The organism is Mycobacterium sp. AT1 (genome assembly GCF_002043095.1).
GTDB lineage: Bacteria > Actinomycetota > Actinomycetes > Mycobacteriales > Mycobacteriaceae > Mycobacterium.
Genome location: NZ_MVOC01000005.1, coordinates 34,287 through 51,275, shown reverse-complemented (window position 1 = coordinate 51,275; position 16,989 = coordinate 34,287). Strand labels below are relative to the sequence as shown.

The window sequence follows — 16,989 nt, the reverse complement described above, 5'->3', positions numbered from 1 at the left end:
CCACCGCCTATCCCGACAGGTTGAAGTGGCCGTTGGAGCCGTACACGGCCAGGGAGATCAGCAGGGTGACCGACACGACGATGATCAGTGACGTGCGCACGGCGTTGCCGACGGCCACGCCCACCCCCGACGGCCCGCCGCTGGCGTAGTAGCCGTAGTAGGTGTGCACCAGCAGGATCGCCAGCGCCATCAGCAGGGCCTGCAGAAAGGACCACAGCAGGTCGACGGGGTTGAGGAACGTTCCGAAGTAGTGGTCGTACAGGCCGCCCGATTGCCCGAAGAGCACCACGGTGGTGAATCGCGAGGCAAGGAAGGACAGGATCACCGCGATCGAGTACAGCGGGGTGATGGCCAGCATCCCTGCCACGATGCGGGTGGACACCAGGTACTCGATGGGCGGGATCCCCATCGTTTCCAGGGCGTCGATTTCCTCGTTGATGCGCATCGCGCCCAACTGCGCGGTGACCCCGGCGCCGAAGGTGGCGGCCAGCCCGATGCCGGCCACCACCGGGGCGGCGATGCGGACGTTGATGAAGGCGGCGAGGAAACCGGTCAAGGCCTCGATGCCGATGTTGCCCAGCGACGAGTAGCCCTGCACGGCCAGGGTGCCGCCGGTGGCCAGCGTGAGGAAGCCGACGATGACCAAGGTGCCACCAATCATGGCCAGCACGCCGGCACCCATGGAGATCTCGGCGATCAGGCGGATGACCTCGGTGCGGAAGTGTGCTGCGGCACGCGGCGTTCCAGCGAGCGCCTTGCCGAAGAACAGCGTCTGGTCACCGATCCGGCTCAGCCTGCCGATCGGACGGTTCACCGTGCTCACCAGTCTCGGGAAGCGGCTGCGCACCACCTGCAATGTGCCCATGGCGTGCCTACCTCGCCGTCAACTGGATGCCGATGGCGGTGACCACCACGTTGATGACGAACAGGGCCATGAACGCGAAGACAACGGTCTCGTTGACGGCGTTGCCGACGGCCTTGGCGCCGCCACCGGTGATGGTCAACCCGCGGTAGCAGGCGATCAGGCCGGCGAACAAGCCGAACAAGGCCGCCTTCACGCACGAGATGATGACCTCAGGAACGCCGGTGAGCAGGGTGATTCCCGCAGCGAACGCGCCGGGGTTGACGTCCTGGACGAACACCGAGAAGAAGTAGCCGCCGAGGATTCCGATGATGACCACCAAGCTGTTGAGCAGGAACGCCACCAGACCCGAGGCCAGCATGCGCGGCGTGACCAGACGCTGGACCGGGTTGATGCCCAGCACCTCCATGGCGTCGATCTCCTCGCGAATGGTGCGCGACCCCAGATCTGCGCACATCGCCGTGGCGCCCGCGCCGGCAACGATCAGCACGGTGACCAAGGGGCCGACCTGGGTGACCGCGCCGAACGCTGCACCTGCGCCGGACAGGTCGGCCGCGCCCAGTTCGCGCAGCAGGATGTTGAGGATGAAGCTCACCAATACGGTGAATGGGATCGCCACTAGCAACGTGGGTACCAGCGACACGCGCGCCACGAACCAGCATTGTTCCAGGAATTCCCGCCCCTGAAACGGCCGCACGAACACGAATCGAATCGCATCGAGACCCATTGAGAACAACCCGCCAACGGCGCCCATCGGCGCCGACAATCCCTTGGGTAGCGAGATGCCCGTCGACCAACGTTCCGGCCCCTTGACCGCCATGGGCTTCAGGTCCTTCCCTTTTGATCGTCGTCAGCGTCAATATGTTGTGCGACAGCGCATTTCGTCTGACGTAGTTGGCGCTCGGCGTCGAGCCGCGAAAGCGGCTTGACGCACTGTGCCACACCGGACGCGCTACGCGGAGCACCTTCGACGAAGAAGTCCGCACCGATGGGTGACCCCACCGGGTGCGGATGGACGTAGACGAATAGACCCGCAGCACGGCATCTTTCACCACACCGATGACGTCGGGCCTTCCGTTGGGGCATTGCGAACACGATGTCTCCGGCGCCTAGGTGACCGCGCCGGCGGTCTTCAGCTCGATGATGCGATCCCAGTCCAGACCCAGTTCGACCAAGACCTCGTCGGTCTGCGCGGCGAATGCCGGCGCCGGGCCCGTGCGCGGCGCGGTGACGTCGAACTGAACGGGGTTGGCGACGAGGTCGAGATCGCCCGCCCGCACGATGTATTCGTTCGCAAGCACCTGCGCGTCGGCGGCGGCCTGCAAGGTGTCCTGCACGGGTGCCCACGGTCCCGCCAGCGTGGCGAAGCGCTCACTCCACTCCGGCAGGGTGCGGGTCGCGATGACGTCCCGAAGGATCTCCACGGCGGCGGCGGTGTTCTCCGCGATTGACGCCGCGGTGGAGAACCGCGGGTCGTCAACCAGGTCGTCGCGATCGATGTGCCTGCACACGTCGGCCCAGAACTTGGTGGGCTGCATCATCACCAACGAGATGTAGCGGTCGTCCTTGGTCGCATAGACACCGACGAGCGGGTTGACCGGCGAGCCGTGCACGCCGGGCGTCGGGGCGACGAGGCACTGGTCGAGGTGCGACGTCACCGCGATGGTGTGGCCCATCGCCCACAGCCCGCTTCCGAGCAGGGAGACGTCGACCGTCGACGGCTCCCCCGTGCGTTCACGCTTGAGCAACGCCGCTGCGATGCCGCCGGCCAGATTGGTGCCCGAGATGGTGTCGCCGTAGGCCGGGCCGGGAGGAGCGATCATGCCCGCGGTGCCGGGCGGGGTGATGGTGGCCGCGGTCCCGGCGCGGCACCAGAACGCGGTCATGTCATAGCCGCCCTTGGTGGCTTCGAGGCCGCGTGGACCGAGCGCGCTTCCCCTGGCGTAGACGATCTTTGGGTTCACCGCCCGAATGTCGTCGACGTCCATGCCGAACTTTTCGCGGTGGCCGGGCAGGAAGCTGGTCAAGAAGACGTCCGCGCGCCGGGCGAGTTCCAGGAGTACCTCGCGGCCCTCTGCGGTCGACACGTCCAGGCCGATGCTGCGCTTGCCACGGTTGGCGTGTTCGATGTTGGGATTGGGGTCGCCCTCGACGCGGAGCGAGCCGGTCTGCCGGAGGCCGCGCTGCGGGTCGCCAGTGACGGCGTGCTCGACCTTGATCACGTCGGCGCCCCATTCGGCGAGGACTGCGCCGGCCGACGGCACGAACCCGTACATCGCGACCTCCAGGACGCGAATACCCGCCAGCGGCAGGCTCACGACGCGGACCCGTGGACGACGGTCGCGAAGGTCTTGCGTTCTTGAAACTCCTCGAGGCCGGCGATCCCCATTTCGCGGCCGATGCCCGACTGCTTGTACCCGCCGAAGGGAGCGTCAGGACTGAAGTAGTTGCCGCCGTTGATGGAGAAGGTGCCGGTACGAATGCGGCGGGCAATCGCCACTGCGCGATCCTCGCTACCGAACACCGCGCCGGACAGGCCGTAGATCGAGTCGTTGGCGATCCGGACGGCGTCGTCGTCGTCGTCGTAGGCGATGACCACCAGAACCGGTCCGAAGACCTCCTCCTGCGCGATCTCGGCGTCGACGGCCACGTCGGTGAGCAGGGTGGGTGTGTAGAAGTATCCCGGATCCTTCTTCTCGCCACCGAAGACCAGGGTCGCGCCCGCGGCGACGGCGCGCTGGACCATGCCGTCGACCTTGTCTCGCTGCCGCTCGCTGATGAGCGGGCCCATGTAGGTCTTCGGATCTCGGGGGTCGCCGTAGCGCACGTGGGCGAAGTTGGCCTTGACCATCTCCACGATGGCGTCGTGGTGTGCGCGGGGCACCAGCAACCGCGAGGTCAGCGCGCAACCCTGGCCGGCGTGGGTGACCATGCTGAAGGCGGCGAACGTCGCCGCGGTGCCGAAGTCCGCGTCGTCGAGCACGATGGCCGCCGACTTGCCGCCCAGTTCGAGGAAGACCCGCTTGAGGGTGGCGCTGGCGGCAGCCATGATCGCCCGGCCGGTCGGCGTAGATCCGGTGAAGGTCACGATGTCGACCTCCGGGCTCGCCACGAGCGCGGCCCCCACCGCCGGATCCGATGAACTGAGGACGTTCACCACACCTGCGGGGATGTCGGTGTGGTTGGCGATGATCTCGCCGAGGGCCAGGGTCACCAGGGGCGTGTCGGGCGCACCCTTGAGGACGACGGTGCAGCCGGCGGCCAACGACGGCGCCAGCTTCGCGAGCGCCAGTTGGTTGGGGTAGTTGTAGGCCACGATGGCCGCGACCACACCGCCGGCCTCCTTCTCCACCCAGCGGTGGTGTTGCATCCCGCGGCTTTCGACGTTCCCCAGGTCTTCGGTGAGCGGGTGCGTCTTCAGGAGGTCTGAGTAGAAGCGCACGATGGCGATCGGCCCATCGAGCTGTGCGCCCGCGAGCAGGGCGGGGGTGGCGCCCACTTCGTCGGTGGTCAGCGCGGCCAGCTCATCGCGGTGGTCGACCAGCGCCTGGTGGAACTGGTTCAGGCACCGCATCCGCAGCTCGACGTCCGTCGCCCACCGGCCCTCGTCGAAGGCGCGGCGGGCCGCGGCGACCGCCGCCTCCGCGTCGGCGACGGTCCCGTCCGGCGCGTGCCCGACGACCTCGCCGGTTGCCGGGTTCATCGAGGCGAACGACCGTTGCGCCCCGACGAGGCTGCCGTCGATCAGCATCCGTCGACCGGGTGCCGCAGAATCCGTCTCGGAGAGCTCTCCGGTGGTGACCGTGGGTGACTGGCCCATCATCCTCCTCGAGTGTGATGGAAATTTCATTCTCATCTAGCGCAAATCATACATTCGGGCCCTGAGAACACAAACGTCCGTAGATCCGCTAGTCACGGCCCTTCGCGTGCCATCTCGAAATTTCCCGCGAATCGCCAGGTGGCCCAATTATCTTGCACGTAGACGGGATCCGAGAGTACGGTTCTCACAATCGGAAGCAGTATTCTTGCCGTCCACGACCGTTATCTGGAGGCCATGCAGTGAAGAACGCCGTCGTCACCGGAGGCGGATCCGGCATCGGCCGGGCGATTGCGAATCGGCTTCGATCCGACGGCTATCACGTGGCGAGTCTCGACCTGACCCCGTCGGACGAGGAATTCGCCTATACCGTCGACGTCACCGACCGTGCCGCGATCGACACGGCACTCGACGCCATCCACGCCCAGCTGGGGCCGGTCACGATCCTGGTCAACGCCGCGGGCCTCGACGGTTTCAAACGATTCCTCGACATCGACTTCGACACCTGGCAGCGGGTGGTGAACGTCAACCTCCACGGCGTCTTCCACTGCATCCAGGCCGTGCTGCCCGACATGATCGAGGCAGGCTGGGGTCGCATCGTCAACATCTCGTCCTCCAGCACGCATTCGGGCACGCCCTACATGTCGCACTACGTATCGGCCAAGTCGGCGGTCAACGGGCTCACCAAGAGCTTGGCGCTGGAGTACGGGCCGGCCGGTATCACGGTCAACGCCGTGCCGCCCGGGTTCATCGACACCCCGATGCTGCGCAAGGCCGCGAGCCGCGGATTTCTCGGCGACATCGACGAGAACATCGAGCGCACCCCGGTTCGGCGCATCGGCAGGCCCGAGGACATCGCCGCCGCGTGCTCCTACTTCGTCTCGGAGGAAGCCGATTACGTCACCGGGCAGATCTTGGGCGTCAACGGCGGCCGTAACACCTGATGCCGACGCGACGGGCCATCGATCACGGACACGAGAGGACACCCCATGGGACGCGTTGAGGGCAAGGTCGCATTCATCACGGGTGCGGCGCGGGGGCAGGGCCGCAGTCACGCGATCCGGCTGGCCGAAGAGGGCGCCGACGTCATCGCCGTCGACTTGTGCGAGGACATCGCGTCCATCGGCTACCCGCTGGCCACCGCGGAAGACCTCGAGGAGACGGCCAAGTACGTCGAGAAGACCGGACGTCGCATGGTCGCCGTCAGGGCCGACGTGCGGGAGCCCGCTCAGCTCAAGAGCGCACTCGAGCAGGGCATCGCCGAATTCGGCAAACTCGACATCGTGGTCGCCCAAGCCGGCGTCGCCGGGATGAAGGGCGAGCCGCAAATCGACGCGTGGTGCGACGTCATCAACACGAACTTGGTCGGCACCATCAACGCCATCCAGGTGGCTCTCCCCCATCTCGGTGAAGGCGCCTCGATCATCGCCACCGGGTCGACCGCCGCCCTGATGGACGTGGCCAAGGTGGACAATCCGGGTGCCGACCTGGGCGGGGTCGCGTACATGACGTCCAAGCGTGCGCTCTCCGGGTACGTCTACGACCTCGCCACCCACCTCGCTCCACGCGGAATCCGCGCCAACGTCGTGCATCCGACCAACTGCAACACCGACATGTTGCAAAGCGCGCCGATGTACCGCTCGTTTCGGCCCGACCTGGAGAAGCCAACCCGCGCCGACGCCGAGCCGGCGTTCGGGGTGCAGCAGGCCATGAAGATCCCCTACGTCGAACCGTCGGACATCAGCAACATGGTGCTGTTCCTCGCCTCCGAGGAGTCGCGGTACGTGACCGGAATGCAGATGCGGGTCGACGGCGGAGGCTACCTGAAGTGGTACGACTACCACATTTGATTCGAAAGAGGTTGCGGAAGTGAAGGTTTCAGTTGACGGACAGCGCTGCCAGGGCCACACCCTGTGCTCGATGATCGCGCCCGACTCGTTCGAGCTCGACGACGTGGACGGCCACGCGTCACCCGTCACCGACCTCGTTCCCGACGACCGGGAAGATCAGGTCAGGGAAGCCGCCCACTCATGCCCCGAGCAGGCGATCATCCTCGAATGACGTTGCGCGCCAAACAATAGGAGACACCGCCGTGAGCATCGACGACGTCGTAGGCGACGAGCACCGCAAGAAGAACAACTTTCACTTCGACCGGCACACCCCGGAGTATCGCGAGCAGTTTCAGCAGATCACCGAGGAAATGCACGCCAAGTGCCCGGTGGCGTGGACCGACGCGTACGACGGCCACTGGGTTGCGGCGGGCAGTAACGAGGTATTCGAACTGGCCCGCTGCCCGGCGATCTCCAACGACCACGATCTCAACGGAGAACGAAAGGGCTATCAGGGCATCACGATTCCCAGAGCCCAGCGGGCCACCATCGTCCGCGGCGGCATTCTGGAGATGGACGAACCCGACCACAGCATCTACCGAGGTGCGCTAAATCCCTACCTCTCGCCCGCCGCCGTCAAGCGGTGGGTGCCCTTCGTCGACGAAATCACCCGCGCGGCAATCGACGAGAAGATCGAGACGGGCCGAATCGACTTCGTCGACGACCTGGCCAACATCGTGCCAGCGGTCCTCACGCTGGCCATGATGGGCATCCACCTGGACAAGTGGCCCGTCTACAGTGAGCCCGCCCATCTGTCGGTGTCCACGCCCGAGCATTCACCCGACGCCCCTCGCGTCGCGGAGATGAGCAGACAGATGGGCATCGACATGATCACCACGATGATGGCGATCCGCGAGAACCCCCGGCCTGGTTTGGTGAACGCTCTGCTGCAACTGCGGATCGACGGCGAGCCGGCGCCAGATCTGGAGATCCTGGGCAACCTGGGGTTGGTCATCGGCGGCGGGTTCGACACGACAACGGCCCTCACCGCACACGCACTGGAGTGGTTGTCGGACAACCCCGACGAGCGCGACCGACTCAGCCGCGAACGCGACACCCTGCTGCACCCGGCCACCGAGGAGTTCCTGCGCTTCTTCACTCCCGCAGCCGGGGACGGCCGCACGTTCGCCGAGGACGTCGAGGTCGACGGCCAACGGTTCAAGGAGGGTGAGCGGCTGTGGCTGTCGTGGGCGATGGCCAACCGCGACCCGTCGGTGTTCGATGAACCCGAGAAGGTCGTCTTGGACCGGAAGGGCAACCGTCACTTCAGCTTCGGCATCGGCGTGCACCGGTGCGTCGGCTCCAACGTGGCCCGGACGGTGTTCAAGTCGATGCTGACCGCGGTGCTCGACCGGATGCCGGACTACCTCTGCGATCCCGAGGGTACGGAACACTACGAGAGCATCGGCGTCATCCAGGGCATGAAGCACCTGCCCGCGACGTTCACCCCCGGGCGACGGCTTGGCCCCGGCTTGGAGGACACGCTGCAACGGCTGCAGCAGATTTGCGACGAGCAGGAGCTCGCGCGGCCGATCACCGAGCGCAAGCAGGACGCGGTCATCACCTGGTAGCCGTCGGAAGAGCTCGACAGAACTAAAGGGCGAAGGAGAAGCCACCATTCACCGGAAGGGTCTGCCCGGTGATCCATGAACCGTGCTCACTTGCGAGCAACGCTGCAAGGTGGGTGACGTCCTCTGAGGTGCCGGGGCGCCGGATGGCGTAATTGCGAAGTATTGCCTTTGCCTGCAAAGCATCTGGCTGACTCCACAGCGGTTGGGTCAGCGGCGTCCGCATGGTCCCCAGTGCAATGTTGTTGGCGGTGATCCCGAAGCGGCCCACTTCCAGCGCAATTGACCGCGTGAATCCCGCGGCCCCGGCCTTGGCCGTCGCGTAGGCAGCTGAATTCGGATCGCCGGTTCGGCCGGCGTCGGAGACGATCGTGATGATGCGGCCCCAGTTCCGTTCGACCATCGCCGGCAGCACGGCGCGGGTGCAGTGAAGGACGCCGTAGAGATTCACCAGGAGAAAGGGCTCCCAGTCGACCGGTTCGGTCACTGCGAAACTCTGCCTAGTGCGGAAGCCGTCGGCGCCGGCGTTGCCGGCGTTGTTGATCAACACGTCCACCGTGCCAGCCGCCACGAAGGCGTCGGTGACGGCACCGTAATCGGTCACGTCGAAGACGAACGCCCGTGCCAATCCCCCTGCTGCACGTGCTTCCTCGACGACGTCGTCGGCGCGTTCCATACGTAGGTCGTTGACCAGTACCTCGGCGCCGGCCATGGCGAACGCCAGCGCCAGGCCGCGACCGATGCCCTGACCTGCCCCGGTGATTGCGACCCGCCGGCCGGCCAGATCGATCTCCAGCGTCACAGGAACATCCGAGGGATCAGCGCGGCGGCCGCGGCAGCCCCAGCACCTGCTGGGCGATGATGTTGCGCTGGATCTCCGACGTGCCGCCCGCGATCGTTCCCGAAAAGCTGCGCGCGAAGCGCTCGAACCAACTCGCGAAGTAGTGGTCGAGGTTCATGTGCGCGTACGAGCCGGACGTGGACGGATGGGTCAGACCGTCGGGTCCTACGGCGGTCAGGATGTTGGCCGACGCGTTCATCTCCGCCTCCGAGCCGAAGAGCTTGAGCACCGACACCGAGGCGACGTCGACTTCGCCCCGCGCCGCGCGGGCCAGGGAGATCGACCCCATCGCACGCAGCGCCTGATAGTCCATGACGATGGTCGCGAACTGGTCGCGCTCGAGTTCCGAACTCGGCGAGAAATCGGTGATCATGTTGTCGATCCGGTCGGCGAAGCCCAGCCACATCATCGTGCGCTCGTGGCCGAGGGAGCCGTTGACGACGCCCCAGCCGCCGTTCAGCGGGCCCACCAGATTCTCCGCGGGCACCCGGACGTCGGTGAAGAACACCTCGTTGAAGTCGTCGTTCTGCTGGCCGCACAGGTCGGCGAACGGCCGGCGCACCACACCCTCGAGGTCGGTCGGCACGACCAAAGCGCTGATGCCCTTGTGCTTCGGCGCGTCGGGGTCGGTGCGCACGAAGGTCAGCAGGAAGTCTGCGTCGTGCGCGCCGGAGGTCCAGACCTTCTGTCCGTTGACGACGAACGCGTCACCGTCGCGGACGGCGCGGGTGCGCAGCGACGCGAGGTCGGAGCCGGCGCTGGGTTCACTCATGCCCAGCGACGCGGTCTTCTCGCCGCGCAGGACCGGCACGGCCCACTCACGCTTCTGCTTCTCGCTGCCAAACGTAAGCAGAGACGCCGCAACGATGTTCACGCCTTGAGGGTTGAAGCTGTGGTAGATCCGGCGCCGGCAGAGCTCCTCGAGGTGCACGTAGGTCTGCAGTACCGAGGCGTTGCGGCCGCCGAACTCCGGCGGTTGCGCGGGGAGCAGCCAGCCGTTGTCGAACAACAACCGCTGCCAGTCGCGCGCCCATTGGGGCAGGTGAGACACCGAGCGGGGCCGTTCGAGCGTCTGCGCCGAGGTGGGCAGGTTCTCCTCGAGGAAGTCCACGAATTCGGCGCGGAAGTCCTCGACGTCGGAGTCAAAGGTCAATTGCATCAGCAGGTTCCGTATTCCGCGGCGATGACGGCGCGGTGCATGGCCGCGCCACCCAGCATGTGCTCGCCGGCCTTGGCGCGCTTGAGCGCGAACTGAAGATCGTTCTCCCAGGTGAATCCCATGGCCCCGAACAGCTGCAAACCGTGGCGGAAGACCAGCGCCTGGCACTCCCCCGCCGACGCCTTGGCCATCGCTGCAGCCAGCCGCCGGCGCGGATCGTCGGCGGCGATGGTCAGCGCCGCAAAGTACGACAGGGCGCGGGCGCGCTCGATGGCGACGTGCATGTCGGCGGCCTTGTGCTGCACCGCCTGAAAGGACCCGATCGGTACGCCGAACTGCTGGCGATTCTTGACGTGGTCCAGCGCCAAGTCGAGCACGCGTTGACAGGCTCCGACCATGGTGATCGCCATCCCCGCCAGCGCGACGTGGTGAGCGCGTTGCGCGTCGACCACGAGTCGGTCGCCGTCGACTGCGTGTAGGCCCACCAGGCTGACCTCGCCGACGTGCAGCACCGGGTCGAAGACGTCGGCGCGGCGGGCCACGACGGCGGGGTCGTCGGCATCGATGAGGAACACCCCGGCTGCGGTCACCACCGCGAACCGCTCGGCCCGGTCTGCGTCGAGGACGTAGCGGCATGTCCCGTTCAAGATCCACCCGTCGGCGTCGCGGTGGGCGGTGATGCCTTCGATGAGTGCCGCCCCGGCACGCTGCGGATCGAAGCGGTCGCCGACCAGCGGCGCGAATTGCGTCAGCGTCGCCAGAAAGGGGGTCGGGTCGGTCGCCCTGCCGAGTTCTTCGAGCAGGATGGCCAATTCAACGGCGTTCTCGGGGTCGGTCAGTTCGGTCCAGCCAGCCCCGACGTAGGTCTTCCACAGCGGTGCGGCGTCGGCACCTGCCTCGGCCACCTCACGCACCAGGGAGGCTGGACATTGCTTGCCAACCGCATCGCGGACTGTCTCCTGCCACAGACGTTGATCAGCGTCCAATTCCAATAGCATGCCGCCGCCTCCACTCTGATGATCGCCGAATGCGAGAATAGCATTCTCATTGATGAGGTATCCGTTCTCCAATTACTAAGGCGAACTTTCGGCACAGCTGGTCGCCCGACGATCTGCACGACGGTGCAACCTGCGCCTACTTGCCCGACGAGCCGGTGAGAACATAGTTCTTGCCATAGAAGAACAAGGATCTACACTGGGTTCGGCAGGAGCAGCGGTACATCCGCGCGATAGGACGGAAACGACGTGAGAGAACTGCGTGACGGGGCGGGCACGGTGTGGAACACACCGGTCATCGACGCCAGCGTGCACATCTTCTGTCAGTCGAACGCCGACCTGCGGCACACCTTCATGCGCGAGCCGTTCCGAAGCCGCGGCTTTCCCGACTACGAGATGGATTGGTACGGCGCACCCGGCGGCGAGTACGTCGCGGGCAGCGTCGGACCGGACGGTCAGTACCCCGGGTCCGACCCGGCACTGGTGGCGCACGAGCTGTTCGAGCGACGCGGCGTCGACGTCGCGATCCTGCATCCGATGACTCGCGGCATCATGCCCGACCGCCACCTCGGCACGGCGATCGCCTCGGCACACAACGACATGATGGTGACCAGGTGGCTCGACGGGGAGTTCGGCGACCGCTTCCGTGGCACCATCCGCGTCAACCCCGACGACGTCACCGGTGCCGTCCGAGAAATCGAGAAGTACCGCGACCATACGCGCGTCGTGCAGATCGGCATTCCGCTGCAGTCCCGCGAGCTCTACGGCAAGCCCCAGTTCTGGCCACTGTGGGATGCCGCGGTGGCGGCGAACCTTCCCGTGGCAGTACACGTCGAGGTGGGTACGGGCGTCGCGGCGGCACCCACCCCGTCGGGCAACACCCAGACCTACGAGCAGTACGCCGGCTTCATGGCCCTGAACTATCTGTACCACCTGATGAACATGATCGCCGAGGGTGTGTTCGAGCGACTGCCCGCGTTGAAGTTCGTCTGGGCGGACGGCGCGGCCGATCTGCTGACCCCGTTCACGTGGCGAATGGACTGCTTCGGCCGCCCACATTTGGAGCAGACGCCGTGGGCTCCGAAAATGCCGAGCGACTATCTGCCCGACCACGTCTACTTCGTGCAGGGCGACCTCGACGGACCCGGCGACGTGCCGTTCGCCGGCGAATGGGCGAGCTTCACCGGAAAGGACGACATGGTGATGTTCGGCTCGAGTTACCCGCACTGGCAGTGCAACGAACTCGTGGTGCCCACCAGCTACACCGCCGAACAGCGCGACAAGTTGTGTTGGCGCAACGCCGCCGAGCTGTACGGCGTCGACGTCCCAGCCACCGTGGTCGCAACGTAGCCAGAGGAGGCCTCGTGACAGTGACAGCGAATCCCCGGGTGGCGGCGACCGAGCGCGTCGCCGTCAGGTGCGTCGACTCCGACGTCCACCCCACGCCACGCCGTGGAGAGCTCGCCGAGTACATCCCAGAACCGTGGCGCGGCGACTACTTCGGCACGCACCCGGTGGGTGACCAGATCTACTACGACGCGCCCGATTACGCGCACGCCTACGCCATGCGGGTCGACAGCTTCCCGCCCGACGGCGAATTCCCCGGCAGCAGTCCGGATCTGGCGTTCCGCCAGCTCATCATGGAGGCCGGCGCCGACATCGCCATCCTGGAGCCGGCGTCCTACTCCGCCCGCGTGCCCGGAGCCAATACGGCCATGTGCTCGGCGCTGAACGACTGGCAGGCCAACCACTGGTTGGACGGTCGCAACAACTGGCATGAACGGTGGCGTGGCTCGATCTGCGCCAACGTCGAGGAGCCAGAAGCGGCTGCCCGGGAGATCGAGAAGTGGGCCGGACACGACTACATGGCGCAGGTGCTCATCAAGGCCGAGCCGCGTCCGTCGTGGGGCAACCCCAAGTACGACCCACTGTGGGCGGCGGCGACCAAGCACGACATCACGGTGAGCTGCCATCTGTCCCGGGGGCACTTCGAGGAGTTGCCCTTCCCCCCGGTCGGGCTGCCCAGCTACAACCACGACTTCATGGTCACCTACTCGCTGCTGGCGGCGAATCAGGTGATGAGCCTGGTGTTCGACGGGACCTTCGAACGGTTCCCGACCCTGCGAATCGTGTTCGTGGAGCACGCCTTCACGTGGATCTTGCCGCTGATGTGGCGGATGGACGCCATTTACCAGCGGCGCAAGCAGTGGATGCAGATCACACGCAAGCCGTCGGAGATCGTCAAGGACCACATCAAGTTCACCACCCAACCGCTTGACTATCCGGAGGACAAGACCGAGTTGGGCCGGGCGTTCGAATGGATGGAATGCGAGAAGATCTTGCTCTACTCGTCGGACTACCCGCACTGGACCTTCGACGACCCTCGCTGGTTGGTCAAGCACCTGCCCGAGCATGTCCGTGAACAGGTGATGTTCCGCAACGGAATTCAGACTTATCACCTGCCAGAGACCGTTCCGGCCCTCGAGGGCCAGGTCAGGGTGTTCTGATGCGGCGGGCAGGAGCGAAGCCACCGGGGAGTCCACTCTAGTGACCGAGGAAGTCGAACCGCCCCGGCTGGCGCAGGGCCGCGAGCACGTCGTGGCAACCGTGGGCGACATCCCCCCTGGCACACACAAATTGGTCCCGATCGGCAGGCACGGCGTTGGCGTCTACAACGTCAACGGCACCTTCTACGCCATCGCCAACTACTGCCCGCACGAGGGCGGCCCGCTGTGCTCGGGACGCACCCGCGGACGCACCGTCGTGGACCAGACTGCGCCCGGCGACGCGGTCATGGTCCGCGATCAGGAGTACATCTACTGCCCCTGGCATCAATGGGGTTTCGAGCTCGCCACCGGGACCACCGCGGTCAAACCGGAGTGGAGTATTCGCACCTATCCCGTGCGGGTCGTCGGCGACGACGTCCTGGTGCAGGCGTGAGGAACCGGACCGGAACGTGACGGTAGAACGAATGGAGATCAACGGCGGTAACGTCGTCTACGAGGTGCTTGGCGATTCCGGCGAGGTCATCGCGTTGACACCGGGTGGCCGGTTCGGCAAGGACATCCCCGGACTGAGGCCGCTGGCCGATGCGCTGGTCGCCGGTGGGTATCGGGTGTTGCTGTGGGACAGGCCCAACTGCGGCGCGTCGGACGTACAGTTCTACGGCTACAGCGAATCTCACATGCGCGCCGAGACGTTGATGCGGCTGGTCACCGGACTCGGCCTCGGTCCGTGCATAATCGCGGGCGGATCGGGTGGCGCCCGCGATTCGATACTGACCACGATCCTGTACCCCGAACTGGTGACCAAGCTGGTGGTCTGGAACATCGTCGGCGGCGTCTACGGCTCGTTCGTGCTCGGGGGGCATTACGTGGTGCCGAGCATCCTGGCCGTCCGAGGTTCCGGCATCGACGGGCTGCTGGCGATCGGCGAGTGGCAGGATCGAATTGCGGCAAATCCAGTCAACGAGAAGCGGATTCGCGATCTGGACGCTGACGCCTTCCTCAAGGTGATGCTGCGTTGGCTGAACGCCTTCGTTCCCAAGCCGGGGCAGACCATTCCCGGCGTCGAGGACGGCTTGTTCGACGACATCTCGGTGCCCACGTTGATCATCCGGGGCGGCGAAAACGACTGGGATCATCCCAAGCGGACGTCGCTGGAGGTCAGCTGTCTGATCAAGGGCTCGCATCTCGTCGATCCGCCGTGGCCGGAGGATGCCTGGGAGCGTGCGGGCGAAAAGTTCGCCGCCAGCGGCGGCACGGACTTCTGCCTGTTCGACACGTGGGTGCAGGCCGCGCCCGCAATCCTCGAATTCCTCGGCAGGTAGGCGGTGCGCTCACCGGGTGACGATGTGGACCTCGCAGTTCAGCGAAGCCTCCAACGCCGTCTGCACCCGACTCTCCGGCACCCGCGCCACGGCGGCCTTGGGCAGCGTCACCGTCACGACGTCCCAACCGCGGGGGTCGGGGCGGCGGTCGATCTCACCGCGCAACCCCAACCCTTCGAGCACACCATGCGCGTCGTCGTCGGTACCCCGGCTGACGTAGGTGAGCACACTCACCGTGGGCACCGCCCCAAGCAAGCCAAAGGAGTCGTCGCACAATCGAAGTGCCGTCATCTTCAGCTGATCGACGTCGACGCCGGTGATCAGGATTTCGACCTGGCGACGGCTGGGCGGCAGTGCCGCGAGGTCCACGTCGACGACTGCGGCCCCGGCGGCGGCCGCTGCGGCGCACAGGGACACCATGGCCTCGCGTAACCGGGCGGGCTCCAGCCGTGCCGTCGGATCCACGTCGACCCGCACCACCGCAGTCCTCACGCCCGCCACCCTATCCGCGCCGACGACGAAGGGTCACCGATGACGGCAGCTGCGCCAGAACTGACCGTGACGTCCTGGCCGGGCACCGCTCCCCGGCTGCTGCGCACCACAGCCGACCGTGAGGATCTCGGGGAGTACGACGACACCGGGGGCTATCAGCGACTCGACGACCCCGATGCCCTGCTCGAGGAGATCGACCGGTCCGGACTGCTCGGTCGCGGTGGCGCCGCATTCCCGCTGGCCGTCAAGTTGCGGACCGTTCGCGACGCCGGCCGCACCGGTCGTCCCACCGTGGTCCTTGCCAACGGCGAAGAGGGAGAACCGGCTTCCGTCAAGGACAGATGGCTGATGCGCCATCGGCCCCACCTGGTGCTGGACGGCGTGCGGCTGGCCGCCCGCATCGTCTCCGCCGAGCGGGCCCATCTCTATCTCTCCGACGCCGCCTCCGCCCGCGCGCTCCGAGACGCCCTTCAGACCGCTCGCGTCGACGTCCCGGTCGACGTCGTGGTGGTCGACGCAGGGTACGTGTCCGGCGAGGAGACGGCCGCGGTACGCGCGGTCGACGGCGGCCCGGCCAAACCGACCGACAAGCCGCCGCGCCCGTTCGAGCAAGGAGTGGGGGGACACCCGACCCTGGTCTGCAACGTGGAGACGCTGGCCAACTTGCCGTTTCTGCTGCGGCACGGCGCGGACGCCTATCGCGCGGTCGGCACGTCGGCCTCCCCCGGCACCTTCCTGGCGACTGTCAGCGGGGCGGGTCGGCCACCGGCGCTCTACGAGCTCCCGTACGGCGTGGCGTTATCCGAAGTGCTTGTCCACCATGATGTCTCGCCTGACAGCGTCGTCGGCGTACTGATGGGCGGCTACTTCACCGGCTTGCTCAACACCGACGTCCTCGACGCCACGCTCGACCACGAGTCGATGCGCCGATTGGGTGGCGGGCTAGGTTGCGGAGCCATCGCCATCCTCATCGACGACTGTCCCGTCGCCGTCGCGGCGTCGGTGATGGCCTACTTCGACCGCGAGAACGCCGGGCAGTGCGGGTCGTGTTTCAACGGCACCGCGGCGATGTCGGCGGTGACCACCGCACTGCGCGACGGTCGGGCCACGCCCGAGGACCTCGTGCGCCTTGAGCGGTGGTCGGTGGTCCTGCGGGGACGGGGTGCTTGCGCGACGCTCGACGCAGCCACGAACGTGGCGGCGACTGTGCTGCAACACTTCCCGCACGTCGTCGCGAGACACCTGAACGGGGAATGCGACTCCTGTCGGGCGGGCGCGTTCACCGCACGACGGCCCTACGAAGTGGAGGCGCTCTAGATGAAGATCCGCATGGACCGGACGGTGTGCGACGGCTTCGGCACCTGCGCACGGCATGCGCCGCAGTACTTCTCGCTCGACGATTGGGGCTATGCGTCCCTGATCGGGAACGGCTCGGTGCCGGAGACCGACCGCGACGCGGTCAGGCGGGCCGTGCTGGACTGCCCCGTGCACGCGATCACCGAGATGGACACCCACCAGGAGAGGACGGCGATCTGAC

Annotated in this window: 18 protein-coding genes; 10 read left to right on the top strand and 8 right to left on the bottom strand. The window is 66.4% G+C overall.

Translation table 11 applies throughout. The features are described from left to right. Nucleotides 1–7: 7 nt before the first annotated feature. The 4 genes from B1790_RS02295 to B1790_RS02280 all read right to left on the bottom strand — a co-directional run bounded on the left by B1790_RS02295 (nucleotide 8) and on the right by B1790_RS02280 (nucleotide 4,682). The gene (locus B1790_RS02295; RefSeq protein WP_079921524.1) at nucleotides 8–865 is read right to left on the bottom strand and encodes an ABC transporter permease; all 858 of its coding nucleotides are present in this window, start codon (nucleotides 863–865) and stop codon (nucleotides 8–10) included. A gap of 7 nt (nucleotides 866–872) precedes the next feature. Beyond that, nucleotides 873–1,682, bottom strand: coding sequence for an ABC transporter permease (locus B1790_RS02290; RefSeq protein WP_079921523.1), 810 nt, complete (start codon nucleotides 1,680–1,682; stop codon nucleotides 873–875). Between the two features lie 289 nt (nucleotides 1,683–1,971). Continuing rightward, nucleotides 1,972–3,180 (bottom strand): CaiB/BaiF CoA-transferase family protein, encoded by a 1,209-nt coding sequence (locus B1790_RS02285; RefSeq protein WP_079921522.1) that lies wholly within the window; start codon nucleotides 3,178–3,180, stop codon nucleotides 1,972–1,974. Further along, complete coding sequence (locus B1790_RS02280; RefSeq protein WP_079921688.1) at nucleotides 3,177–4,682, bottom strand: aldehyde dehydrogenase family protein; 1,506 nt, start codon at nucleotides 4,680–4,682, stop codon at nucleotides 3,177–3,179. Before B1790_RS02280 ends, B1790_RS02285 begins: the two co-directional genes overlap by 4 nt. 239 nt (nucleotides 4,683–4,921) lie before the next feature. Here B1790_RS02280 and B1790_RS02275 point away from each other — a divergent pair, with 239 nt between their 5' ends. From B1790_RS02275 to B1790_RS02260, 4 genes are read left to right on the top strand one after another with little or no spacing between them, the layout of a single operon-like run. Further along, nucleotides 4,922–5,623, top strand: coding sequence for an SDR family NAD(P)-dependent oxidoreductase (locus tag B1790_RS02275; RefSeq protein WP_079921521.1), 702 nt, complete (start codon nucleotides 4,922–4,924; stop codon nucleotides 5,621–5,623). A 45-nt stretch (nucleotides 5,624–5,668) separates the two neighbouring features. Next, on the top strand, nucleotides 5,669–6,529 hold the full coding sequence (locus tag B1790_RS02270; protein ID WP_079921520.1) for a mycofactocin-coupled SDR family oxidoreductase: 861 nt from the start codon (nucleotides 5,669–5,671) through the stop codon (nucleotides 6,527–6,529). A 19-nt stretch (nucleotides 6,530–6,548) separates the two neighbouring features. Continuing rightward, nucleotides 6,549–6,740: a ferredoxin gene (locus tag B1790_RS02265; protein WP_079921519.1), complete on the top strand. Its 192-nt coding sequence runs from the start codon at nucleotides 6,549–6,551 to the stop codon at nucleotides 6,738–6,740. A gap of 31 nt (nucleotides 6,741–6,771) precedes the next feature. Further along, nucleotides 6,772–8,139, top strand: coding sequence for a cytochrome P450 (locus tag B1790_RS02260; RefSeq protein ID WP_079921518.1), 1,368 nt, complete (start codon nucleotides 6,772–6,774; stop codon nucleotides 8,137–8,139). A 22-nt stretch (nucleotides 8,140–8,161) separates the two neighbouring features. Here the strand turns inward: B1790_RS02260 and B1790_RS02255 are convergent, their stop codons facing one another. From B1790_RS02255 to B1790_RS02245, 3 genes are read right to left on the bottom strand one after another with little or no spacing between them, the layout of a single operon-like run. Next, a complete protein-coding gene (locus tag B1790_RS02255; RefSeq protein WP_079921517.1) occupies nucleotides 8,162–8,938 on the bottom strand; it encodes an SDR family NAD(P)-dependent oxidoreductase in 777 nt (258 codons plus the stop codon). A 16-nt stretch (nucleotides 8,939–8,954) separates the two neighbouring features. Then, nucleotides 8,955–10,136, bottom strand: a complete 1,182-nt coding sequence (locus B1790_RS02250; protein ID WP_079921516.1) for an acyl-CoA dehydrogenase family protein — start codon at nucleotides 10,134–10,136, stop codon at nucleotides 8,955–8,957. Next, nucleotides 10,136–11,134, bottom strand: a complete 999-nt coding sequence (locus B1790_RS02245) for an acyl-CoA dehydrogenase family protein (RefSeq protein ID WP_079921515.1) — start codon at nucleotides 11,132–11,134, stop codon at nucleotides 10,136–10,138. Before B1790_RS02245 ends, B1790_RS02250 begins: the two co-directional genes overlap by 1 nt. A 246-nt stretch (nucleotides 11,135–11,380) precedes the next feature. Between B1790_RS02245 and B1790_RS02240 the strand changes: the two genes are divergently transcribed. Genes B1790_RS02240 through B1790_RS02225 form a run of 4 tightly spaced genes read left to right on the top strand, consistent with a single transcriptional unit; the run spans nucleotide 11,381 to nucleotide 14,960 of the window. Beyond that, a complete protein-coding gene (locus B1790_RS02240; protein WP_079921514.1) occupies nucleotides 11,381–12,481 on the top strand; it encodes an amidohydrolase family protein in 1,101 nt (366 codons plus the stop codon). Between the two features lie 14 nt (nucleotides 12,482–12,495). Continuing rightward, nucleotides 12,496–13,638: an amidohydrolase family protein gene (locus B1790_RS02235; RefSeq protein ID WP_079921513.1), complete on the top strand. Its 1,143-nt coding sequence runs from the start codon at nucleotides 12,496–12,498 to the stop codon at nucleotides 13,636–13,638. Nucleotides 13,639–13,678: 40 nt separating this feature from the next. After that, nucleotides 13,679–14,071: a Rieske 2Fe-2S domain-containing protein gene (locus B1790_RS02230; protein WP_079921512.1), complete on the top strand. Its 393-nt coding sequence runs from the start codon at nucleotides 13,679–13,681 to the stop codon at nucleotides 14,069–14,071. 31 nt (nucleotides 14,072–14,102) lie between these two features. After that, entirely contained in the window at nucleotides 14,103–14,960 is an 858-nt protein-coding gene (locus B1790_RS02225; RefSeq protein ID WP_079921511.1) for an alpha/beta fold hydrolase, read from the top strand. A gap of 9 nt (nucleotides 14,961–14,969) precedes the next feature. Here B1790_RS02225 and B1790_RS02220 read toward each other — a convergent pair whose 3' ends face one another. Continuing rightward, nucleotides 14,970–15,452: a hypothetical protein gene (locus B1790_RS02220; RefSeq protein WP_079921510.1), complete on the bottom strand. Its 483-nt coding sequence runs from the start codon at nucleotides 15,450–15,452 to the stop codon at nucleotides 14,970–14,972. A 39-nt stretch (nucleotides 15,453–15,491) separates the two neighbouring features. On the opposite strand from B1790_RS02220, the gene B1790_RS02215 reads away from it, so the two are divergent. Next, nucleotides 15,492–16,769, top strand: a complete 1,278-nt coding sequence (locus B1790_RS02215; RefSeq protein ID WP_079921509.1) for an NADH-ubiquinone oxidoreductase-F iron-sulfur binding region domain-containing protein — start codon at nucleotides 15,492–15,494, stop codon at nucleotides 16,767–16,769. Then, entirely contained in the window at nucleotides 16,770–16,988 is a 219-nt protein-coding gene (locus B1790_RS02210; RefSeq protein WP_079921508.1) for a ferredoxin, read from the top strand. Nucleotide 16,989 lies beyond the last annotated feature (1 nt).

Coding starts and splice junctions, on each gene's coding strand:
- B1790_RS02295 (WP_079921524.1), bottom strand. CDS start 865: ATGGGCACATTGCAGGTGGTGCGCAGCCGCTTCCCGAGACTGGTGAGC.
- B1790_RS02290 (WP_079921523.1), bottom strand. CDS start 1,682: ATGGCGGTCAAGGGGCCGGAACGTTGGTCGACGGGCATCTCGCTACCC.
- B1790_RS02280 (WP_079921688.1), bottom strand. CDS start 4,682: ATGGGCCAGTCACCCACGGTCACCACCGGAGAGCTCTCCGAGACGGAT.
- B1790_RS02270 (WP_079921520.1), top strand. CDS start 5,669: ATGGGACGCGTTGAGGGCAAGGTCGCATTCATCACGGGTGCGGCGCGG.
- B1790_RS02250 (WP_079921516.1), bottom strand. CDS start 10,136: ATGCAATTGACCTTTGACTCCGACGTCGAGGACTTCCGCGCCGAATTC.
- B1790_RS02245 (WP_079921515.1), bottom strand. CDS start 11,134: ATGCTATTGGAATTGGACGCTGATCAACGTCTGTGGCAGGAGACAGTC.
- B1790_RS02225 (WP_079921511.1), top strand. CDS start 14,103: ATGGAGATCAACGGCGGTAACGTCGTCTACGAGGTGCTTGGCGATTCC.
- B1790_RS02215 (WP_079921509.1), top strand. CDS start 15,492: ATGACGGCAGCTGCGCCAGAACTGACCGTGACGTCCTGGCCGGGCACC.
- B1790_RS02210 (WP_079921508.1), top strand. CDS start 16,770: ATGAAGATCCGCATGGACCGGACGGTGTGCGACGGCTTCGGCACCTGC.